Raw genomic sequence first — 18,518 nt, 5'->3', positions numbered from 1 at the left:
GAGGCACTCGCCGGGGCGACCCGCACACGAGAAGGACGACAGAAGTGACCGACTGGCAGTTGCGAGAAAGCTTCCCCACCACATCCGGCACAGTCCGCTGGGACCGGCGGGGACCGGACGACGGAGAACCCGTCGTCCTGTTGCACGGAACGCCGTTCTCCTCCTTCGTCTGGCGCGAGGTGGCCCAGGCCCTGGCGCAGCGCTACCAGGTGTTCGTCTGGGACATGCCGGGTTACGGCGCCTCGGAGAAGTACCCGGGACAGGACGTCTCCCTGGACGCGCAGGGCCAGGTCTTCGCCCAGTTGCTGGACCGCTGGGAACTCACCGACCCGGCCGTGGTCGCGCATGACTTCGGCGGCGCCGTCGCCCTGCGGGCCCACCTGCTGCACAAGGCCGCCTACCGCGGCCTGGCCCTGGTCGACCCCGTCGCCCTGGCCCCCTGGGGCTCGCCGTTCTTCCGGCTGGTGGGGGGTAACAGCGAGGTCTTCGAACAGCTTCCCGCCGCGCTGCACCGCGCGCTCGTACGCGAGTACGTCCGTTCGGCCAGCTTTCCCGGGCTGCGCTCCGACGTTGCCGACCGGCTGACCGCCCCCTGGTCCGACGAGCAGGGCCAGGCCGCCTTCTACCGGCAGATCGCCCAGGCCGATCAGCGCTACACCGACGAGATCCAGGAGCTGTACCCCGAGATCGAGCTGCCGGTCACCGTGTGCTGGGGCGCGGAGGACGCGTGGATCCCGGTGGCCAGGGCGCACGAGCTGGCCTCCGTCATCCCTGGCGCCGCGCTCACCGTGATCCCGGACGCCGGACACCTCGTACCGCTGGACGCCCCGGCCGCGCTGACCGCCTCGCTCCTGGCCTTCCTCCGCGATCTCCCCTGACACCGGCACCGGATGGTGGCCGGAGCACCACCCCTGGCCCGCTCCACCGTGCCACCCCTGCCCCCTGGGCGGCGGGCGACGGTGGTGCGGCCACCACCGGGCAGCGGCGCGGTGTGCCCGGCACACCTGCTGCGCGCCGCACCGGGCAGCGACTCTGGTGTGCGGGCGGCGAACGCCCCCACACCAGGAGGTGCTGTCATGGCCGGCGACACGGCTCCCGTCGGGCGCGCCCGCGTCTTCGGTCTCCCCTCGCCCCCGCCCCCTGACCCCGAGGAACGGGTCACCGAGCTGTGTACGGCTCTGCTCTCAGGTTTCCAGCGGTACGAGCAGCGCATCCGGGCACGTCAGTACATGGACGGGCTCCTGCGCGCCCAGGGGCGCAAGTCGATAGCCAACATCGCGACGACGGTCGGTGTCCCCGGCGACGAACAGCGGCTGAGGCACTTCGTCAGCAGGTCGCACTGGGCGGTCGGGGCGGTCCGGCGGTCCCTGGCCGCGTTCCTGGAGGAGGATGGGCCTCCGTCCGCCTGGGTGGCGCTGCCGGTCTCCATCCCCAAGGCGGGTGAGCACACCGTGGGGGTCTCCCGGCACCTCTCGCCCGACGGGAAGTACGTGGTGAACGGCCAGCGCGCGCTCGGCGTGTGGTACGCCTCGGAGCGGATGGTCGCCCCGGTCAGCTGGCGTCTGGAACTGTCCGGCGACCGGCTGCCGACCGGCCGCGACACCGGTGACCGGAGCACGGCGGAGGAGGGGGAGCCGGTCGCCGGAGACTGCCTGCGCGAGCTCCTCGACGATGTCCGCCGGTGGGGAAGCGCCGGACGTCCGATACTGATGGACGCGCGGGGCGGGAACGAACCGCGGTGGTTGGCGGCGCTGTTCGCGGGGCGGGCCCCGGCCGCCGCGCGCATCAGCAGGTGGACGCCGCTGACGGGCGGCCACCGGGCCGCCCCCGGCGGGCAGGTGGTCGCGGCCCGCGATGCGCTGGGTACCACGCTCCGGGTGCGCCGCGGAGCGCGGCCCGAACCGTCCGGGCGACGGCCGGTGGCGACGGCGACGGCGACGGTGCGGCTGGCCGGCACCGAGGACCGCTCCCGCCAGGAGCGCGGCCGGCTGACGCTGCTGGGCGTCTGGCACGAACCTCGCCGGGAGCCGGGTGAGTTGTGGCTGACGAACATGGACGAGTCGTCGACGGACTCCCTGATGTCTTCGGCACAGCTGCTGCATGCGGTCGGTGACGGCTGGCGCACCCGGGGCGCGGCGGTGGGGCTCGGCGACTACGAGGGGCGCTCCCTCCACGGCTGGCACCGGCACATGACGCTGGCGTCCGGCGCCTACGCCATGTCGGCGCTGTCCTCACCGGGCCAGGGGAAGGGCTCCGGTCTCTCGGCCTGATCCGGACCGAGGTCGCGCTTGCGCCTCAGCAGTTCGTGGGTCCGGTGCAGCCGCAGGGCCACCTGGACCTCCAGGGCCTGTTCCGGCTTCAGCCAGTCGGCGCCCAGCAGTTCGGTGATCCGTTCCAGTCGGCGCGAGACGGTGTTGGGGTGGACGTGCAGCGCTTCGGCGGCGTGGGTCGGGCTTCCGCCCGCGGTGAAGTACGCGTCGAGTGTCCGGGTGAGTTCGGTCGTCCGCTGTGCGTCGTAGTCGAGGACCGGACCGATCGTGACGGCGATGAAGTGCGCGGCGTCACGGTTGTCGGAAAGCAGCACCCCGAGGAACCCCAGGTCCTCCGGGGAGGCGTGGGCCCCGGCGCTGCCGAGCGAGATCAGCGCGTCCAGACAGCGCCGCGCCTCCTGATGCGTCCGCTGGATCAGGTCGGGGCCGGACACCGGCCCGGCCGCGCCGACGGTCACCGGATGGCCGAGCAGCGGGCCGAGTTCGGCGGAGACGGCGGCGGCCGACGCGCTGGCGTCGACGGCGGGCAGCAGCAGGGCGACGCAGCCCTTCTGGATGCTTCGCAGTCCGTCCATCCGCCGGGTGTACGCGGCGGCCCAGCCGGCCACTCTGCCCTGTTCGCCGCCTTCCGGACGGATGACGACGACCACGTGCGGCCGTTCGAGGTCGACGTTCAGCCGGCCGGCCTGCTGGAGTATCTGACGGGCCGGGCGGTGCGAGGAGAGCAGATCGTCGAAGAGCTCGTCACGGAACGGGCTCGCGGCGGCCGCCTCGCCGCTCTGCAGCCGGAGCAGTACGGCGACGGACTGGGCGGCCAGGCGCAGGAGCTGTTCCTCGGCTTCGCACTCCGGCGCGTACGGGTGGTGCAGGAGAACGCCGAGCTCCTCGTTCCCGGCCAAGATCGGCATCACCCAGGTGCCGGTGGACAGCACGACCGGGAGACGCCGGGCGGAGGCGGTCCGGGACGCCTCCAACGCCTCGGCGGCGTCGACGGCGGGCACGGCTCCGGCAGCCCCGAGCGTGCGGTGCTCGGCGTCCTTCACCTGTACCGCACCGCGCAGCGCCACGGCCAGCTCGGCGACGAGTTCCTTCAGGCTCCGCCCGGCGAGCGCCCGATCGACGAGCCCGGTGTGCAGGCCGGCCAGTTCGCGAGCCCTGACCAGCTGGGACTTCATGGTGGAGGTCCCCGCCCTCAGGGTGGCGACGTCGGCGCGGCTTCGTTCGAGGGCACGGGCCTTCTCGATGGCCACGGCGGCGAGGTCTCCCAGCGAGCTCATCAGGGAGACCTCGCCGATGGTGAAGTGACGTATGTTGCGGTCGGCGGCGTACAGTACGCCGAACTCGTCGTCGCCGAACTTGAACGGTGCCGCGATGATCGCTCGCAGCCCCTCCGCCCGCACCACCTCGTCCAGCACGTCGGTGTGGCGTAACCGCTCGTCCGACAGGTAGTCGGGAGTCCAGATCGGCACGGACCGGGCCGTCGCCTCGTCCCCGAGGCCGTAGGCACCCGGCACCCGGAAGCCGACGGTCAGCGCGGAGGCGTGGCCGTCCGCCGTGCGCACGAAGCTCCCTCCCGCCTCGGCGTCGCGGAAACTGATGTAGGACATGTCGAGGCCGAGCAGCGTCCGGGTGCGTCGGGTGATGGTCTCCAGCAGCGTGTCCAGGTCGTAGGGGAGTGTCAGGTCACGAGCCGTGTCCAGCAGGGCGGAGAGCTCCGCCTCGCGCTGCTGACGTCGCGAGAACAGCGTGTGCACGCGATGGGCGAGGCGCTCCGCCCGCTCCCACTGCGCGAGTGTCCCGGGGCCCGCGCCGCGGGCCCGGACTCGTCGGAGGAGATCTGCGATATCCGCGGACGGAGCCTCGGCGGCGAGTAATTCGAGAATGTCGATCATTTCGCCCATACCCGACCGTTCGGCTGAATCCATCAGTTCTTTGCCTTCCCGTAGGAACAAACGCGAATCGACTCACATCTCTCGGACACGCACTACGCCGCGCAACCTCCCCCCTCATTCCCCCACAACACCGGATGTGACGGGCACCACAGGGATGGAAGGTGATCGCACCACCATGCACATGTCCCACACGGTCATCGGAACACCTTCCCGGCCGCCTCCGCGGCCGAGAACAGTGGCAGGCAGGAGAATCAGTGCCCCACCGAGTTCCGGAGGAACCATGTCCGACGTGCGAAGCCATCTGAGGTCCCTGGAACGCAGCAGGCGTTCGCGGACCGATCCCGATCGACCTCGCACCTTTTCCCTGGGAGGGCGGGAGTGGGATCTGCTGGACGATGTCTTCGCTCCCGTCCACTCACCGTCGACGGAAATCGCCCTCGAATTCCTCGGACTCGACGGGTCCGGCGCACAGCCACCCTCGTCACTGCTGGAGATCGGCTGCGGCACCGGGGTGATCGCCGTGTCGGCCGCTCTCGCCGGATGCCGGACCACGGCGTCGGACATCAACGAGAACGCCGTACGGAACACCCGGCTGAACGCCGACCGGCACGGCGTGGGGGACCGGCTCACCACGGTCCACAGCGACCTGTTCGACGCACTCGACGACGGGGCCCGGTTCGACCGGATCTTCTGGAGCTCCAACTACGTGCTCGCCCCCGAGGACTTCGTCTACCGGTCGGTGCACGAACGCTCCTACGTGGACCCCGCGTACGGCGCGCACCGCCGGTATCTGACCGAGGCGCCGCACCACCTCACGGAAGGCGGGGCCGTCCTGCTGCACTTCTGCGAGCGGGGGGACCTGGCCCGGCTGTCACAGATCGCCGAGGAGTGCGGGCGCGGACTACGCGTCCTGAGGAGCCGGACGGTCCTGGAGGGAGAGGACCGGATCGAGCACCACCTGCTGGAGGTCCGCCCGCTGCGCGGCTGACCGTCGCACGCGCCCGCCCGGCACAGCCGAAAGAGGACCGAGCTCACCGATGCGTACGCTGCTGGTCGACAATCACGATTCGTTCACCTATAACCTTTTCGACTATCTGGCGCAGATATCCGGACACGAGCCGACCGTCGTCCATAACGATGAGGCCGGATGGAAAACCGGACACCTGCGCCATTTCGACCGGGTTGTCATATCGCCCGGCCCTGAGCATCCTTCACGCCAGGGTGATTTCGGAATCTCCGCGGACATCATCCGTGCAAGCGCTGTTCCTCTTCTCGGCGTCTGCCTCGGCCATCAGGGCATTGCGCTGGCAAGCGGAGGGCTGGTCGTTCCGGCGCCGGAACCGTGGCATGGCCGTGTCTCGTCCATCGTGCACACGGGTACCGGAGTTTTCGCGGGAATCCCCGCACGTTTCGAAGCCGTTCGCTACCACTCCCTCGCCGTCACGGACGTCCCCGACGAGCTGGAGGTGACGGCACGCACCGACGACGGCGTGGTGATGGGATTACGGCACCGGCACCGCCCGCTGCACGGTGTGCAATTCCATCCGGAATCCATCGGGACGGAACATGGAATGCGGATCCTGCGCAATTTCATCGAGCTGCCGGAGGAGAACTCGTGGCGGGCACCCCGGGCGCGAGCCGGCGCTCCCCGCGCAACGGTCGGCCGGTCCGTCGGGTCCGGTGGCGCACCGCGACCGCGACGGCCTTCGGCCCCACTCCGGCTGCGGGTCCACACCCAGAGGCTGCGCACGCGCTGGGACGCCGAGGCGGTCTTCGGCCGCCTCCACGCCTCCGAGCCGTTCGCCTTCTGGCTGGACAGCAGCAGCCCCGGTGGCCCGCTCGGCCGCTTCTCCGTCATGGGGGACGCGTCCGGGCCGCTGGCCCGGGTCGCCACGGCGGACGTGTCGAGCGGCACCGTACAGGTCGCCTCCCGGGCCGGTACGGAGATCGTCACCGGGGACTTCCTGGACTGGCTGGACGCGGACCTGCGGGGCACGGTGACCGACGTACCGGAGCTGCCCGGTGACTTCGCGCTCGGCTGGGTCGGCTACCTGGGCTACGAGTTGAAGCCGCCTCCCGGTGGCGGCGCGGCGCACCGCTCCGAAGAGCCGGACGCCGCGATGGTCTTCGCCGACCGGGCGGTGGTCTTCGACCACGACCGGGGCACGACCCACCTCCTCGCCCTGAGCGCCGACGCCGCGCGGGATCCGGCGGAGCCCGGCACGGGGGAGGAGGCCGCTCGCTCCTGGCTGCGGCGGACCGCGGCGCGGCTGGAAGCCCTGGCCGACGACGGGGAGCCGGAGCCCCCGCCGGGCCCTCCGCCCGCGGTCGAGCGGGTGGAGCTGCGGCACAGCCGCTCCGCGTACCTGGATCTCGTAGCCTCCTGCCAGGACCGGATACGGGAGGGAGAGTCGTACGAGATCTGCCTGACCAACATGGCCGAGGCCCGGGTGGACCTCGACCCGTGGCAGAGCTACCGGCGGCTGCGGCGCTCCTCCCCCGCCCCGTTCGCCGCACTGCTGCGGTTCGACGGGCTCTCGGTGCTGAGCAGTTCGCCGGAGCGCTTCCTGCGGGTCGGCGCGGACGGGGTGGCCGAGTCACGGCCGATCAAGGGGACCCGGCCCCGTGGTGCGACGCCCGCCCGGGACGCGGCGCTGGCGCGGGAGCTGGGCACGGACGAGAAGGAGCGAGCCGAGAACCTCATGATCGTCGACCTGGTCCGCAACGACCTGGGGCGGTGCGCGGAGACCGGCTCGGTGGTGGCGCGGGACATTCTCCGCGTGGAGACGTACGCGACCCTCCACCAGTTGGTCAGCACCGTCACCGCGAGGCTGCGCGATGACGCGGGCGCCATCGGCTGCGTGCGTTCGGCCTTCCCGGGCGGCTCGATGACCGGGGCCCCCAAGGAGCGGACGATGCGGATCATCCAGCGGCTGGAGGACGGCCCCCGGGGCGTCTACTCGGGGGCCGTCGGGTACTTCTCCCTCAACGGGGCCGCCGACCTGAGCATCGTCATCCGTACGGCGGTGATCACTCCGGGGCGCGTCCGGTACGGGGTCGGCGGGGCCGTCACCGCACTGTCGGACCCGGAGGCCGAGTTCGAGGAGACGGTGCTCAAGGCGAAACCGCTGTTCGCGATGGTCGCGAGCGCGCTACCGCACCACGAGTCCGTCTCCGCGGTCCGGGCGGACGCCTTCGGGCGCTGAACCCGACGGGTGGGCAGGGCGCCGACCCGGCGGTGACGGACGGGACGTTCACCGCCGGGTGCAGCCCCACGCCTCGCGCACCGCGCCGACGACCTCCCGGCGGTCGTCCAGACCGCGTCGGCGCAGTGTACGGGCCAGCTCCGTCCCCGTACTCCCGACGTCGACGCCGGCCTGCCGCAGGCCCGACAGCACCGACTCCGCCGCCCCGGACTCCCCCGACAGCGTGTCACCGCGCAGCCGTCCCGTCCGGGTCAGCGCGTCCAGGGTCGGCCGGGGCAGCGCGTGGACCGTGCTCCACGCCACGAGATCCTCCACCTGCCGGACGGCAAGGGCGCTCCCGGGCGCGTCACCGGCCGCCCAGACGAGTCGCTGCGGACGTGCCCCGGCCGCCCGCAGCCGCCGCCAGCGGGCGGAACCCAGCTGTCCTTCGTACAACTGGTAGGCGGCCCGGGCGAGGGTCTGCGCCGTACGTCCGGCGAGCGGAGTACCGCCCCCGCCCCCGGGGTCCAGGCGCCGGTCCACCGCTGCCTCCATCCGGGCCGCCTCGAACGTGGCCACCGCGATGTGCCCGGCGACGGAGCGACCGGCGGCGACCGCCCGCTCCAGGCCCTCGAAGCAGGCCTCGGCCACCTCCGCGTAGCGTGCCGGCGAGGTGATGTGACAGGCGTTCACTCCGATGCCCTCCGCCACGCAGTCGCTGATCGCGGTCAGTCCCGCGGTGGTGGCGGACACCGCAACCAGCAGGCTGGGCCGGTTCACCGCACGCGCCGCGGCGCGCGCCCGGACGACCGTGGCGCGGGCGTCGTCGGCGAACCGCGGGTCCAGTTCCACGGTGACCCAGCCCTCAGCCCCCCGGGTCTCGGCGAAGCGCGGCCGCAGCGCGTCGCAGGCCCGGCGGGCGTCCGCGTGATGCATGGCCTGTACGGCATCGTCCGGTGCGGGGTGCCCGGGACCGGCCGGGCCCGTCCCCTCAGCGAGGCCGGCGCACCCGGCCCGGACCTCGTCGGCCAGCGCGCCCAGGGACAGCACGACACCACCAAGGGGGGCGTGCGCCGCCCACCGCGTGAGCGTCCCGTCCACGAGCGGCCGGTGGCCCGCCCGGTCCAGCCAGACGGACACGCCCTCATGGGTCAGTTGCGTCAAGGCGCTGCTCCCGCGCGGGGCGTCGTCTTCCCCCATGGAATGCTCACCGCTCCTTCGGTCAGGTCGGGCGGGCCGGTGCCGGCCGCAACGCGGTTCACGGATCACCGGCGGCCCGGCGGCGCCGGGGCGGTGTGTCCGGGCGGCTCACCCGCTCCAGCGCCAGGCCACGGGTCTCGGGAGCCCAGGCGACCGAGACCAGCACGCCCGCGAGGGAGAGCGCACAGCCCAGGAGCATGACCGGGCCGACGCCCCACGCCTCCAGCCCCAGCGGGACGAGGAACGTGCCGACGGCGGCGCCGATCCGGCTGACCGCGGCGGCGAACCCGATGCCGGTGGCCCGGATCTCCGTGGGGAACACCTCGCTCGGATAGACCGCCTGGAGCACGCTGGACGCGGCGTGGAAGAGGGCGAAGACACCGAAGCAGAGGGCGATCACCGCCTGCGGGGCGTGCGGCCACAGCCCCAGAGCGAGCAGGGCGGCGGCCGTGACGGCGAACGGCCGGATCAGCAGGGCCCGGCGGCTCACCCGGTTGATGACCGCCATGCCGCTCAGGCAGCCCACCAGCAGGAACCCGTTGAGCAGCAGTTCCCCGGTCCCGTCGGACGGGGCTCCGAGGAGCCGCAGCACCTGTGGCGCGAAGGTGGAGATCGCGAAGAAGGGGGTCACCTGGCAGAGCCAGAACAGGCTGGTGAACAGGGTCCGGCGGACGTAGGGCGGTGAGAACAGCGCGCTGTGCCCCGTCCGGACCGGTGCGCCGTCCTTGTCCGGCGGGTCGAGCTCCCTGCCCAGCCAGCGCCTGCTGATCGCTTCGGCCTCGGCCGTCCGGCCCTTGCTCGCCAGCCAGGTCGGCGATTCAGGCGTGCCCAGCCGGGCCAGCAGGACGACGAGGGAGGGGATCGCGCTGCTCGCGAGGATCCAGCGCCACACGGAGACGTCGTCGGTCAGCTGCGTCACCGCGATGCCCAGCGCCGTGGCCAGGGTGTAGCCGACGTACCAGAAGACGATCAGCGAGGCCAGGAGCCGGCCTCTGCGGTGGGGCGGGGCGAACTCGGCGACCAGCGCTCCGGCGATGGCGTAGTCCGCACCCACCGCGGCACCCATGACCAGTCGGATGGCCAGGAGTTGGGCGGCGTCCTGCACGACCAGCTGAGCCAGGGAGCCGACGAGGAAGACCAACAGATCGATGAGGTACATCTTCTGGCGGCCGATCCGGTCGGTGAGCCAGCCGAAGACCAGCCCTCCGAAGAACAGACCGATGAGCGAGGCGGAACCGATCAGCCCCGTCCACACCGGGGTGAGTGCGAGATCGTCGCGGGCCAACGGCACCGCGGCGCCGACCACTCCCAGCACCCATCCGTCGCATACCTCGCCGCCGCCGGCGCACACCGTGATGCGGTTCTCGAAGCGGCGGACGCGACGGCGGTCCCGGTCGGCCGGACCGCTTCCCCTGTGCACATGCACGGCGGACACGAACGTCCTCCCCTCCCCGCCGGTGGCGCCGGATATCGCTAGCGTCCGGCCACGAGGGCCGGTGACAGATCGGTCCTTTCCGACGGAACGACGTCGAGTTCCGCGCTTTCGGTCAGAACTGCCGTCTGCACCTGCCTGATCCTGGGGGACGGATCGATTCCGAGTTCCTCGTTCAGTTTCCGGTGGAGGAGGTGATAGGCCTCCAGCGAATCGGCGGTACGCCCTGACCGGTAGAGGGCGACCATGTACTGGGCGTGCAAATTTTCGTGCACCGGATTACGGGCCACCAGGGCGCCGAGCTCGAAAAGGAGCTGATGGTGCATTCCGAGGCGGAGTTCGGCGTCGATGCACTGTTCCAGCACGGTCATGCGGAGCGCCTCCATGCCGGTGACGTAGGACTGGAGGCAGGGGCCGTGCTGCACGTCGAGCAGGGTCTGGCCGCGCCAGAGGCCGAGGGCCGAGCGGAGTGCCGAGGAGATGCCGACATCGTCCCGGCGCCCCTGTGCCTGCCGGAAATCGGCCAGATACCGGTCGAGACCGTGCAGGTCGAGGGCGCCTTGGTCGACCTGGAGCAGATAACCGTGGTGGTGCGTACGCAGGATGCGCTTGCTCTCGTCCGCCGTCCCCCCGGGTGTGCCCGCGGCCAGGGCCTGGCGCATCTGGAAGACGCGTGTGTGCACGCTCTGTACGGCACTGCGCGGCGCCGCCCCGCCCCAGAGTTCCTGGACGCACGCGTCCAATGTCACCAGGTGATTCGCTCTCGTGAGGAACAGGGCCAGTAGCTGGCGCGTCTTTGGAGCGGACGGCAGCAGGGAATGCCCGCCCTCCGTCAGTGATAACGGACCGAGAACTCCGAACTTCATCGCACTCCCTCTCGCACCGGCTCCTGGCCGAAGAGATCCGACGACAGATGTGATCGGCGGCTGGGGGGAAACGGGTGAACGGGGTACCCATTTCACCGCCGTGCACCCGGTGACGAAGCTAGCCAGCCCGGGCCGGTGGGTCCAGGAAGGAGAGCCGACTCCGTCAAATGCGCCCGCTTTCGCCCCTTTGACGCCACTTCCGGCCGTCCAGGTATCGAGCGGTGAGCGAATCGTAAGAACGCTTTGCTTTGCTCATGGAGTCCCGCCGCCCGCATCACCCGGAGCGCGTGGCACAAGACGGCTCGCCACCCTGGAAGGGCTCCCCCATGACGAAGCCTCTGGTCATCTTCGACTGCGACGGTGTTCTGGTCGACAGCGAGACGCTGAGCTCGCAGGTCATGCGGGAGATGGCCGGCCTGGAAGGGCTCTCCTTCTCCCCGGAACAGGCTCTCGCCTTCATCCGCGGCCGCAAGGTCGCCGAGTGGGTCGGGCAGTTGGAGGCGCAGCTGGGCCGGGCGCTGCCGGCCGGGTTCGTCCCACGGTTCCGCACGAGGTCGGCGGAGCTGTTCGCCACCGAGCTGCGAGCGGTCCCCCACGTGCGCCACGTGGTCGACGGCCTCCGGCTCCCGTTCTGCACGGCGTCCAGTGCGCCGCGCGAGAAGATCCTCAACACCCTGGGACTGACCGGCCTCCTGCCCTCCTTCCAGGACCGCATCTACAGCGCCTACGAGGTCGGCTCGTGGAAACCGGACCCCGGGCTGTTCCTCCACGCAGCGGCGGACCTCGGTGTACCGGCCGACCGCTGCGCGGTCGTCGAGGACAGCCTCGTCGGCGTCCGCGCGGGCCGCGCCGCCGGCATGGCCGTGTTCGGCTACGCACCGCCGGAGAGCGGAACGGCCGGTGAGCTGCGAGCGGAGGGGGCGACGGTATTCGGCTCGATGACGGAACTCCCCGGGCTGCTGGACCGGTGGACCGCACAGGGCCCGGCCGCGCCTGCGGCCCGGTGACACCCGCCCCTCCCGGAGAACCGAGACAAAGGGATGATTCACATGCCGAGTGTTCTCGAAGAACTACAGCGGACCAGCGACGCGGCGGAGATCTGGTGGGACTCCTCCCCGCTCGACTTCCCCGGTTGGTGCGATCGCCACCTGGCCACGGCCCCCGACGCGTCCACCAGGGAACGGTGGCGTGAGCAGCTCCAACGCTTCCTCTGTCCGGCCACCCCGGAACTCTCCCTGGCCCGCGGTGTGACGACCAACCCCTCCCTGGTGGCCCAGAGCGTCCTGGCCTCGCCGGAGAACTGGCGCACCGACATCCGGCAGCTCATCCGCAGCCAGGCAGCCCCCGATGTGGCGAGCACGTTCTCGCTCCTGTACGAGGAGGCGCTGCGCCGTGCCGCACGCGAGATGCTGCCCATGTGGGAGGCGAGCGGGGGCCGTTACGGCTGGGTGTCGGGGCAGCTCGACCCACGCCGCATGTTCGACACCGACCTGATGCTCGAACAGGCCCTGAGCATCGCCCGGATAGCGCCGAACCTGATGGTGAAGGTGCCCGGCACCCAGCAGGGTTACGAGGCCATCCGGCACCTGGTGGCCCGCGGGATCTCGGTCAACTCGACCCTTTCGTACACCGTCCCGCAGTTCGTGGCCTGTGCCGAGGCGGTGGAGGCGGGGCTGCTGAAGGCGAAGGCCGACGGGGTCGACACCGGACGGTGGCGGGCCGTCTTCACGCACATGATCGGCCGGTTCGGCGCCAACACCGATCTGCGCCACGAAGCCGCCATCCGTGAGATCGAACTCTCGCAGACCGACCTGCGCTGGGCCGAGGTCGCCATCCTCAAGCGCATCCACACACTCATCCGGGACAACGGCCACCCCGTCAAGCCGCTGCTCTCCAGCCTGGAGGTGGACGATCCGGCGCTGGGATCCGCGACGCTGAGTATGCACCTGGAGCAGAGCGCCGGCGGCGCCGTCGCCTACACCTGCAAGCCCCGGTTCATCGCCGACGTGATGCTCCGCGAGAGCGAGCTGCCCGCCTTCGACGCCCGGGCCATCGAGGAGGAGGTGCCGGCGGACGTGCTGGAGAAGCTGGGCTGGCTGCCATCGTTCCAACGCGCCTACGACCCGGACGGTATGCGGCCCGAGGAGTTCTGCCATTACGGCTCGTTCATCTCCACGTACTCGGAAGTCATGGGCAACACCCGGAAGTTGATCGACTTCGTCGCCCATCAGTTCCAGTCGGCGGCACTCTCCGCCCGGCCGCTGCTGCTGATCTGATCCGGTCCGCCCACGGCCGGCCCCGTTTCGTCTTTCGAGGAGGTACCGGATGCACCGGTCCGTCGCACTGTGGAGCCACCCCCGGTCGATGTCGACCGCCCTGGAGCGCTCGTTCATCGAACGGGGTGACTTCACGGTGTTCCACGAGGCCTTCGCCTACGTCTACTTCATGCACGAGGAACGGGCGGCGATCCCCCACAAGAACCAGGACCCGGATCATCCCCTGACCTACCCGGAGGTCAAGCGGATGATGGAGGACGCACGGCGCGAACGCCCGGTCTTCCACAAGGACTTCCCGTACCACTGTCTCGACCACCTGCTCAAGGACCCCGAGTACTTGCTCGGACAGGTGAACACCTTCCTGATCCGGGACCCCGAGGAAGCCGTCCTCTCGCACGCCACCGTCCACCCCGAGCTCACGCGCGAGGTGCTCGGCTACGAAGAGCTGGCCCGCGCCTTCGACTTCGTCACGGAGCTGACGGGCGCCACGCCGGTGGTCGTGAACGCCGCGGATCTCACGGCGCGCCCACGGGCCACCCTGGCCGCCTACTGCGAGGCGGTCGGCATCCCCTTCCTCCCCGACGCCCTGCGGTGGTCGGCGGGCGAGCAGCCGCAGTGGGCCACCTGGAGCGGCTGGCACACCGACGTCGCCGCCAGCAGCGGTTTCACCAGGCCGCCGGGCTCCTACCGCTTCACCTACGAGACGCGACCCGAGCTACGGCAGTTCGAGCGGCACTGCCGCCCCTTCTACGACCACCTGGACCAGCACCGGCTGCGGCCGGCCGAGGAGGCAAGCGTATGAGTATGCACACGGTCATCGTCACCGGCGGGGCGAGCGGCGTCGGCCGGGCTCTGGTGGGCAGACTGCTGGACGCCGGCAAGACCGTCATCACGTGTGACATCGACGAAGCCGGCCTGAAGACGCTCGCCGAGGAGCATGGCGGGCGGCCGCTGGAGACCCATGTCACGGACGTGGCCTCACACGCCGACTGCGACGCCTTCATGGACCGGGTCCTGGCCGCCCACCCCGAGGTGAGCGGGCTGGTCAACAACGCCGGCCTCTATCTCGGGCAGCCGGTCGGCGCGTACGACGACGAGACGATCGAGCGCGTCATCGCGGTGAACATCAAGGGACCGGTATGGCTGTCCCGGCGCTTCGCCGAGCACCTGCTGCCCGCCGAGCGGCGGGGTGCCATCGTCAACCTCGCGTCCGTGGCAGGCGAGGTCGGCAGTTCCGACGCGCTCTACGGCACGGTGAAGGCCGGGGTCATCGGCCTCACGAAGTCCAACGCCATGAACTTCGCCCCCTACATCCGGGTCAACGTGGTCTCGCCCGGCCTCATCGTCAACACCGCCATCGCAGACCGCATACCGGCCTACCGCTACGCCGAGTACAAACGCCAGGAGCAGCTCGACGGCGACATCCTGCCCGAGTACGTCGCCGACGTCTGCGCCTACCTGCTCAGCGACGAGTCCCGGACCCTCACCGGCGCCCTCCTGCGCGCCGACAACGGCTCCTACCCGCGCTGAGTGCCAGAACACCGTGAAGGGAATCTCGTGAACTCCTCGACAAGCGGTCCCGCCAAGCCGTTGATCATGGTGGTGGGCATGGGTGATCTGAGCGCCCGGGTCCTCTCCATGCTGCTCGGCGACCCGGCGACCAACCGCGTCGTCCTCGCCGGACGCGACACCGACCTGATGCGCAAGCGCGCCAATCTGGCCCTGTTCACCGCCACCAACCTCGGTGAGCACGGCACGGCCGACACCGTCCACATCGACCTGCGCGATGTCGACGCCACCGCCGAGACTCTGGCCCGGGTCCGTCCCGACATCATCTTCATGGGCGCCTCCCTCCAGTCCTGGCGGGTCATCACCGCCCTGCCCAGGGACGTCTTCGAGGAGCTGGACGAGGCGCAGTTCGGTCCGTGGCTCCCCATGCACCTGACGCTCAACCACCTGCTGATGCGAGCGGTCCGGGAGTCGGGCGTCCAGGCCCCGGTGGTGAACGCCGCCTTCCCCGACGCGGTCGGGCCGGTGCTCGACAAGGTCGGCCTGGCACCGGCCATCGGTGTCGGCAACGTGGCCAACATCGTTCCGGCGCTCACCTGGGGGTCCGCGCACCTGCTCGGCCTGCACCCTTCGCAGGTCCAGGTCCGGCTGACGGCCCAGCACTACTTCAGCCACTACGTGCCGCGCTTCGGCGACGCCGGGCAGGGCGCCTACCACCTCGCGGTGACGGCGTCGGACCGGCCGGGACCGGCGGAGGTGGACCACGGCGCGCTCTTCGCCCAGCTCGGCCGCCGGCTCAAGCGGCTGGGCGGAGTGGACGGCCAGCTGCTCACCGCGTCGTCGGCCGTACGGGTGCTGCGGGGCCTGGCCACCGACAGTGGCGTGGCGGCCCATGCGCCCGCCCCCGGCGGTCTCCCGGGCGGCTATCCGGTCCGGGTCCACCGGGGCGGAGGCACGCTCGACCTCCCGGAGGGACTGAGCCGCGACGAGGCGGTCCGCATCAACGAGGACTGTCAGCGCGCCGACGGCATCGACCGGATCGACAGTGACGGGACGGTGCACTTCACCGGCCGGGAGATGTCCGTGATGAAGCGGCTCCTGGGCTACGACTGCCCGAGCATGAAGCTCGGCGACGCCCAGGGCTGGGCCGACGAACTGGGCGCCAAGTACCGGGCGTTCGCCGCCAAGTTCAGCTGACGCCGCTGCCGGCCGGGGTGCGGTCCCCGGTCGGCCCCCACGTCCAGCTGACCGCATGGACGCCGTAGCACCGCCGAGAGCCGGAGGACCATCGTGACCACACCCGCGACCCGGACATCAGACGCCCTTACCGCTGCGCGGGCCAAGGCCGCCGAGGACTTCGAGGGACAGTACGTCAGCCCACTGGTGGACCGCTGGGACCAGCTGATCGACTGGGACCGACGCCGCGCCGGCGAGCAGGACTTCTTCGTGGAGCTGCTGCGCGGGGCGGAGGCACGCCGGGTGCTCGACGTGGCGGCGGGGACGGGGTACCACGCGGTGACCCTGGCCGAGGCGGGCTTCGACGTCACCGCGGCGGACGGCAGTGCGGAGATGATCGCGCGGACCCGGCGCAACGCGGAGCGGCGGGGCCTGGTCTTCCCGGCCGTCCAGGCCGACTGGCGGAGCCTGGGCGAGCACATCGACGGGCGGTACGACGCGGTCGTGTGCCTGGGCAGTTCGCTGCCGCACCTCTTCCAGGAGACCGACCGGCGGGCGGTGCTCACCGAGTTCTACGAGGCGCTGAACCCCGGTGGCATGCTCATCGTCGACCACAGGAACTTCGACGCGATCCGTCAGCACCGCTACCGCAGTTCCGGGAACTACTACTACTGCGGCACCGGAGCGACCGTGACCGTCGCCCACATCGACGACCGGCTGTGCCGTTTCCAGTACGACTTCAGCGATGGCGGCACACACCATCTGGAGGTCTACCCCATTCTCTCGGACGAGCTGTCGTCGCTGCTGATCGACACCGGCTTCGACACGGTCCAGAACTTCGGCGACTTTCAGGAGAATTACGACGCCGCCGCGGTGGACTTCGTCATCCACGTCGCCCGGAAGCAGTGATCAGCGCCCCATGAAGAAGTCAGAAAGGCCCGCACCGGTGGTGAGGACACAGAAGACGGACGCCGACCGCTCGAAGGTGTTCGCGGCATTCGCTACGACCGTGCTGCTGACCAGTTTCGTCGCCGCGACCTACGGTTTCGGTTTCTATCTCTTCGCGCAGATCGTCACCGACATGCGCAGAGATCTCGGATTCGGCTACACCGCGGTCGGGACGATCACCGCAGCCGGCCAGTTCGGTTTCCTGGTGTTCGCCCTGGTCGGCACCTGGCTGTCGACCAAGGTCGGGGGCGGCCAGGTGGTCATCGGCTCGGTCGCCCTGTGCGGCCTGTGTCTGGTGCTGCTTCCGCTGAGCGACAGCATCATCGTGATCGGCGCACTGCTGACGATCATGGGTGGCACCGCCGCCTCGGTCTATGTGCCTCTGGTGGAGATCGTCGGCCGGGTCATCGACTACCGGCACCGCGGCAAGGTCCTGGGGCTGGTCTCCAGCGGAACCAGCTACGGGGTGTTCGTCAACAGCATGCTGGTGCCCGGCTTCGTCCGGGACGACAACTGGCGCGGCCTGTGGTATTCGGTCGGCTTCGGCACTCTCATGGTGACCGCGGTGGCCGCCTTCACCTTCCACCGGCTGGGGCTCTTCCGGCATGAGGAGGAGAGCTCGCCCGAGGGCGCGGAGCAGGCCGTGGCGGGGAAGGGGGCCCCCGGAGACAGCAGTGCCCGGGCGGGCTGGCGCATGGTGCTGGTCCGGTGGGTCGTCATCGTGTGGACGATGAAGTTCCTGAACGGCTTCGCCTGTATGCCCTTCCAGAACTACCTGTCTCCCTATCTGCGTGAGGGCCTGGGATTCGACATCGGCTTCGCGGCACAGGTGTGGGGCGCCATCGGGGTCATCGGGATGTTCGCCGGATTCGCGGTGGGCTGGCTATCCGACCGGATCGGCGTACGCGCCTCCCTGGTGATGTGCTACACGCTCTTCTTCCTTTCGGCCCTGATACTCGTGGTCGCCCCCGTCGGATTCCTACCGATGGTCTCCGGGGTGCTTTTCGCGCTGGCCTTCTACCCGATCTACGGGTTGGTCCCGGCCTATGTCTCCAAGTCGGCGTCGGGCGCTGCCGCGACCGTCATATTCGGTGTCACGAACGTGACGCAGGGAATCGGTGGAATTGCCGGGAACTACACGGCGGGATTCCTCAAGAACGTGACCGGGGATTTCATGTGGTACTACGTCGTGATCGCCGTGACCGCGGTGGTTCTCGCTCTTCTCACTCTCCAACTACCTCGTGAGGGATCGGCGGAGAGCGCCATCGGCAAGAAGCCGGCCGCTCCGGGCGCAGGGAAGCAGACCGCTCCCTCCGTCGGCTGACCGCACGCCCGTCCGCCGCGACGGACGGCACCTTTGGGAAAGGACCCCATGAAACAGCAAGGTATATGCACCTGCCGTCCTGGGGCCACGGTGTGGCTGACCGGACTGCCCAGTGCCGGCAAGACCACGCTCGCCTACGCCCTGGCCACCAGGCTGCGGGCCGATGGCCGCCGGGTGGAGGTGCTCGACGGCGACGAGATCCGGGAGTTCCTCTCCGCGGGGCTCGGCTTCTCCCGCGAGGACCGGCACACCAACGTCCAGCGCATCGGTCTGGTGGCGGAGGTCCTGGCACGCAACGGCGTGACGGCCCTCGTGCCGGTGATCGCCCCGTTCGCCGACAGCCGTGAGGCGGTCCGCAAGCGGCACGCGAACAGCGCTACCCCCTACCTGGAGGTGCACGTCGCGACGCCCGTCGAGGTGTGTTCCGTACGGGATGTGAA

General features: G+C 70.5%; 16 protein-coding genes. 12 read left to right on the top strand and 4 right to left on the bottom strand.

The features are described 5' to 3' along the window. Positions 1-44: 44 nt before the first annotated feature. Entirely contained in the window at positions 45-878 is an 834-nt protein-coding gene (locus ABZ154_RS13395) for an alpha/beta fold hydrolase (protein ID WP_356832033.1), read from the top strand. 198 nt (positions 879-1,076) lie between these two features. Next, entirely contained in the window at positions 1,077-2,270 is a 1,194-nt protein-coding gene (locus tag ABZ154_RS13390; RefSeq protein WP_356832031.1) for a transposase, read from the top strand. Here the strand turns inward: ABZ154_RS13390 and ABZ154_RS13385 are convergent. Beyond that, the gene (locus tag ABZ154_RS13385; protein ID WP_356832029.1) at positions 2,210-4,195 is read right to left on the bottom strand and encodes a helix-turn-helix domain-containing protein; all 1,986 of its coding nucleotides are present in this window, start codon (positions 4,193-4,195) and stop codon (positions 2,210-2,212) included. The genes ABZ154_RS13390 and ABZ154_RS13385 overlap by 61 nt on opposite strands. A gap of 247 nt (positions 4,196-4,442) precedes the next feature. Between ABZ154_RS13385 and ABZ154_RS13380 the strand changes: the two genes are divergently transcribed. Then, entirely contained in the window at positions 4,443-5,150 is a 708-nt protein-coding gene (locus ABZ154_RS13380; RefSeq protein WP_356832027.1) for a class I SAM-dependent methyltransferase, read from the top strand. A 49-nt stretch (positions 5,151-5,199) separates the two neighbouring features. Next, positions 5,200-7,368, top strand: coding sequence for an aminodeoxychorismate synthase component I (pabB, locus tag ABZ154_RS13375; protein WP_356832025.1), 2,169 nt, complete (start codon positions 5,200-5,202; stop codon positions 7,366-7,368). Between the two features lie 48 nt (positions 7,369-7,416). On the opposite strand, the gene ABZ154_RS13370 is transcribed toward pabB, so the two are convergent. The 3 genes from ABZ154_RS13370 to ABZ154_RS13360 are packed head-to-tail and all read right to left on the bottom strand — an operon-like array spanning position 7,417 to position 10,728. Further along, on the bottom strand, positions 7,417-8,547 hold the full coding sequence (locus ABZ154_RS13370) for a transaldolase family protein (protein WP_356832023.1): 1,131 nt from the start codon (positions 8,545-8,547) through the stop codon (positions 7,417-7,419). A gap of 58 nt (positions 8,548-8,605) precedes the next feature. After that, complete coding sequence (locus ABZ154_RS13365; RefSeq protein ID WP_356832021.1) at positions 8,606-9,982, bottom strand: MFS transporter; 1,377 nt, start codon at positions 9,980-9,982, stop codon at positions 8,606-8,608. 38 nt (positions 9,983-10,020) lie between these two features. Then, positions 10,021-10,728: an AfsR/SARP family transcriptional regulator gene (locus tag ABZ154_RS13360; RefSeq protein ID WP_356832019.1), complete on the bottom strand. Its 708-nt coding sequence runs from the start codon at positions 10,726-10,728 to the stop codon at positions 10,021-10,023. Positions 10,729-11,171: 443 nt separating this feature from the next. On the opposite strand from ABZ154_RS13360, the gene ABZ154_RS13355 reads away from it, so the two are divergent. The 8 genes from ABZ154_RS13355 to ABZ154_RS13320 all read left to right on the top strand — a co-directional run. Beyond that, the gene (locus tag ABZ154_RS13355; RefSeq protein WP_356832017.1) at positions 11,172-11,852 is read left to right on the top strand and encodes an HAD family hydrolase; all 681 of its coding nucleotides are present in this window, start codon (positions 11,172-11,174) and stop codon (positions 11,850-11,852) included. A gap of 42 nt (positions 11,853-11,894) precedes the next feature. Further along, positions 11,895-13,121 carry a transaldolase family protein gene (locus ABZ154_RS13350; protein WP_356832015.1) on the top strand — a complete coding sequence of 409 codons (1,227 nt, stop codon included), beginning with the start codon at positions 11,895-11,897 and terminating at the stop codon, positions 13,119-13,121. Positions 13,122-13,170: 49 nt separating this feature from the next. Continuing rightward, positions 13,171-13,923 carry a hypothetical protein gene (locus ABZ154_RS13345; RefSeq protein WP_356832013.1) on the top strand — a complete coding sequence of 251 codons (753 nt, stop codon included), beginning with the start codon at positions 13,171-13,173 and terminating at the stop codon, positions 13,921-13,923. Further along, the gene (locus ABZ154_RS13340; RefSeq protein ID WP_356832011.1) at positions 13,920-14,651 is read left to right on the top strand and encodes an SDR family oxidoreductase; all 732 of its coding nucleotides are present in this window, start codon (positions 13,920-13,922) and stop codon (positions 14,649-14,651) included. Before ABZ154_RS13345 ends, ABZ154_RS13340 begins: the two co-directional genes overlap by 4 nt. Before the next feature lie 27 nt (positions 14,652-14,678). After that, positions 14,679-15,827, top strand: coding sequence for a hypothetical protein (locus ABZ154_RS13335; RefSeq protein ID WP_356832009.1), 1,149 nt, complete (start codon positions 14,679-14,681; stop codon positions 15,825-15,827). Between the two features lie 93 nt (positions 15,828-15,920). Next, on the top strand, positions 15,921-16,715 hold the full coding sequence (locus ABZ154_RS13330) for a methyltransferase domain-containing protein (protein ID WP_356832007.1): 795 nt from the start codon (positions 15,921-15,923) through the stop codon (positions 16,713-16,715). Positions 16,716-16,725: 10 nt separating this feature from the next. Next, the gene (locus ABZ154_RS13325) at positions 16,726-18,078 is read left to right on the top strand and encodes an MFS transporter (protein ID WP_356832005.1); all 1,353 of its coding nucleotides are present in this window, start codon (positions 16,726-16,728) and stop codon (positions 18,076-18,078) included. Between the two features lie 48 nt (positions 18,079-18,126). After that, a partial coding sequence (locus ABZ154_RS13320; RefSeq protein WP_356832003.1) for an adenylyl-sulfate kinase occupies positions 18,127-18,518 on the top strand: 392 nt, incomplete at its 3' end.

The organism is Streptomyces sp. NPDC006261 (assembly GCF_040613515.1).
In the GTDB taxonomy this organism is placed as follows: domain Bacteria; phylum Actinomycetota; class Actinomycetes; order Streptomycetales; family Streptomycetaceae; genus Streptomyces.
Note: the sequence above shows the minus strand (reverse complement) of the source record. Positions and strands in the feature narration are given on the sequence as shown.

What these genes read in the sequence shown, in the direction of transcription:
- ABZ154_RS13390 (WP_356832031.1), top strand. Translation starts at nt 1,077, where the DNA reads ATGGCCGGCGACACGGCTCCCGTCGGGCGCGCCCGCGTCTTCGGTCTC.
- ABZ154_RS13385 (WP_356832029.1), bottom strand. Translation starts at nt 4,195, where the DNA reads ATGGATTCAGCCGAACGGTCGGGTATGGGCGAAATGATCGACATTCTC.
- ABZ154_RS13380 (WP_356832027.1), top strand. Translation starts at nt 4,443, where the DNA reads ATGTCCGACGTGCGAAGCCATCTGAGGTCCCTGGAACGCAGCAGGCGT.
- pabB (WP_356832025.1), top strand. Translation starts at nt 5,200, where the DNA reads ATGCGTACGCTGCTGGTCGACAATCACGATTCGTTCACCTATAACCTT.
- ABZ154_RS13370 (WP_356832023.1), bottom strand. Translation starts at nt 8,547, where the DNA reads ATGGGGGAAGACGACGCCCCGCGCGGGAGCAGCGCCTTGACGCAACTG.
- ABZ154_RS13355 (WP_356832017.1), top strand. Translation starts at nt 11,172, where the DNA reads ATGACGAAGCCTCTGGTCATCTTCGACTGCGACGGTGTTCTGGTCGAC.
- ABZ154_RS13350 (WP_356832015.1), top strand. Translation starts at nt 11,895, where the DNA reads ATGCCGAGTGTTCTCGAAGAACTACAGCGGACCAGCGACGCGGCGGAG.
- ABZ154_RS13345 (WP_356832013.1), top strand. Translation starts at nt 13,171, where the DNA reads ATGCACCGGTCCGTCGCACTGTGGAGCCACCCCCGGTCGATGTCGACC.
- ABZ154_RS13340 (WP_356832011.1), top strand. Translation starts at nt 13,920, where the DNA reads ATGAGTATGCACACGGTCATCGTCACCGGCGGGGCGAGCGGCGTCGGC.
- ABZ154_RS13325 (WP_356832005.1), top strand. Translation starts at nt 16,726, where the DNA reads ATGAAGAAGTCAGAAAGGCCCGCACCGGTGGTGAGGACACAGAAGACG.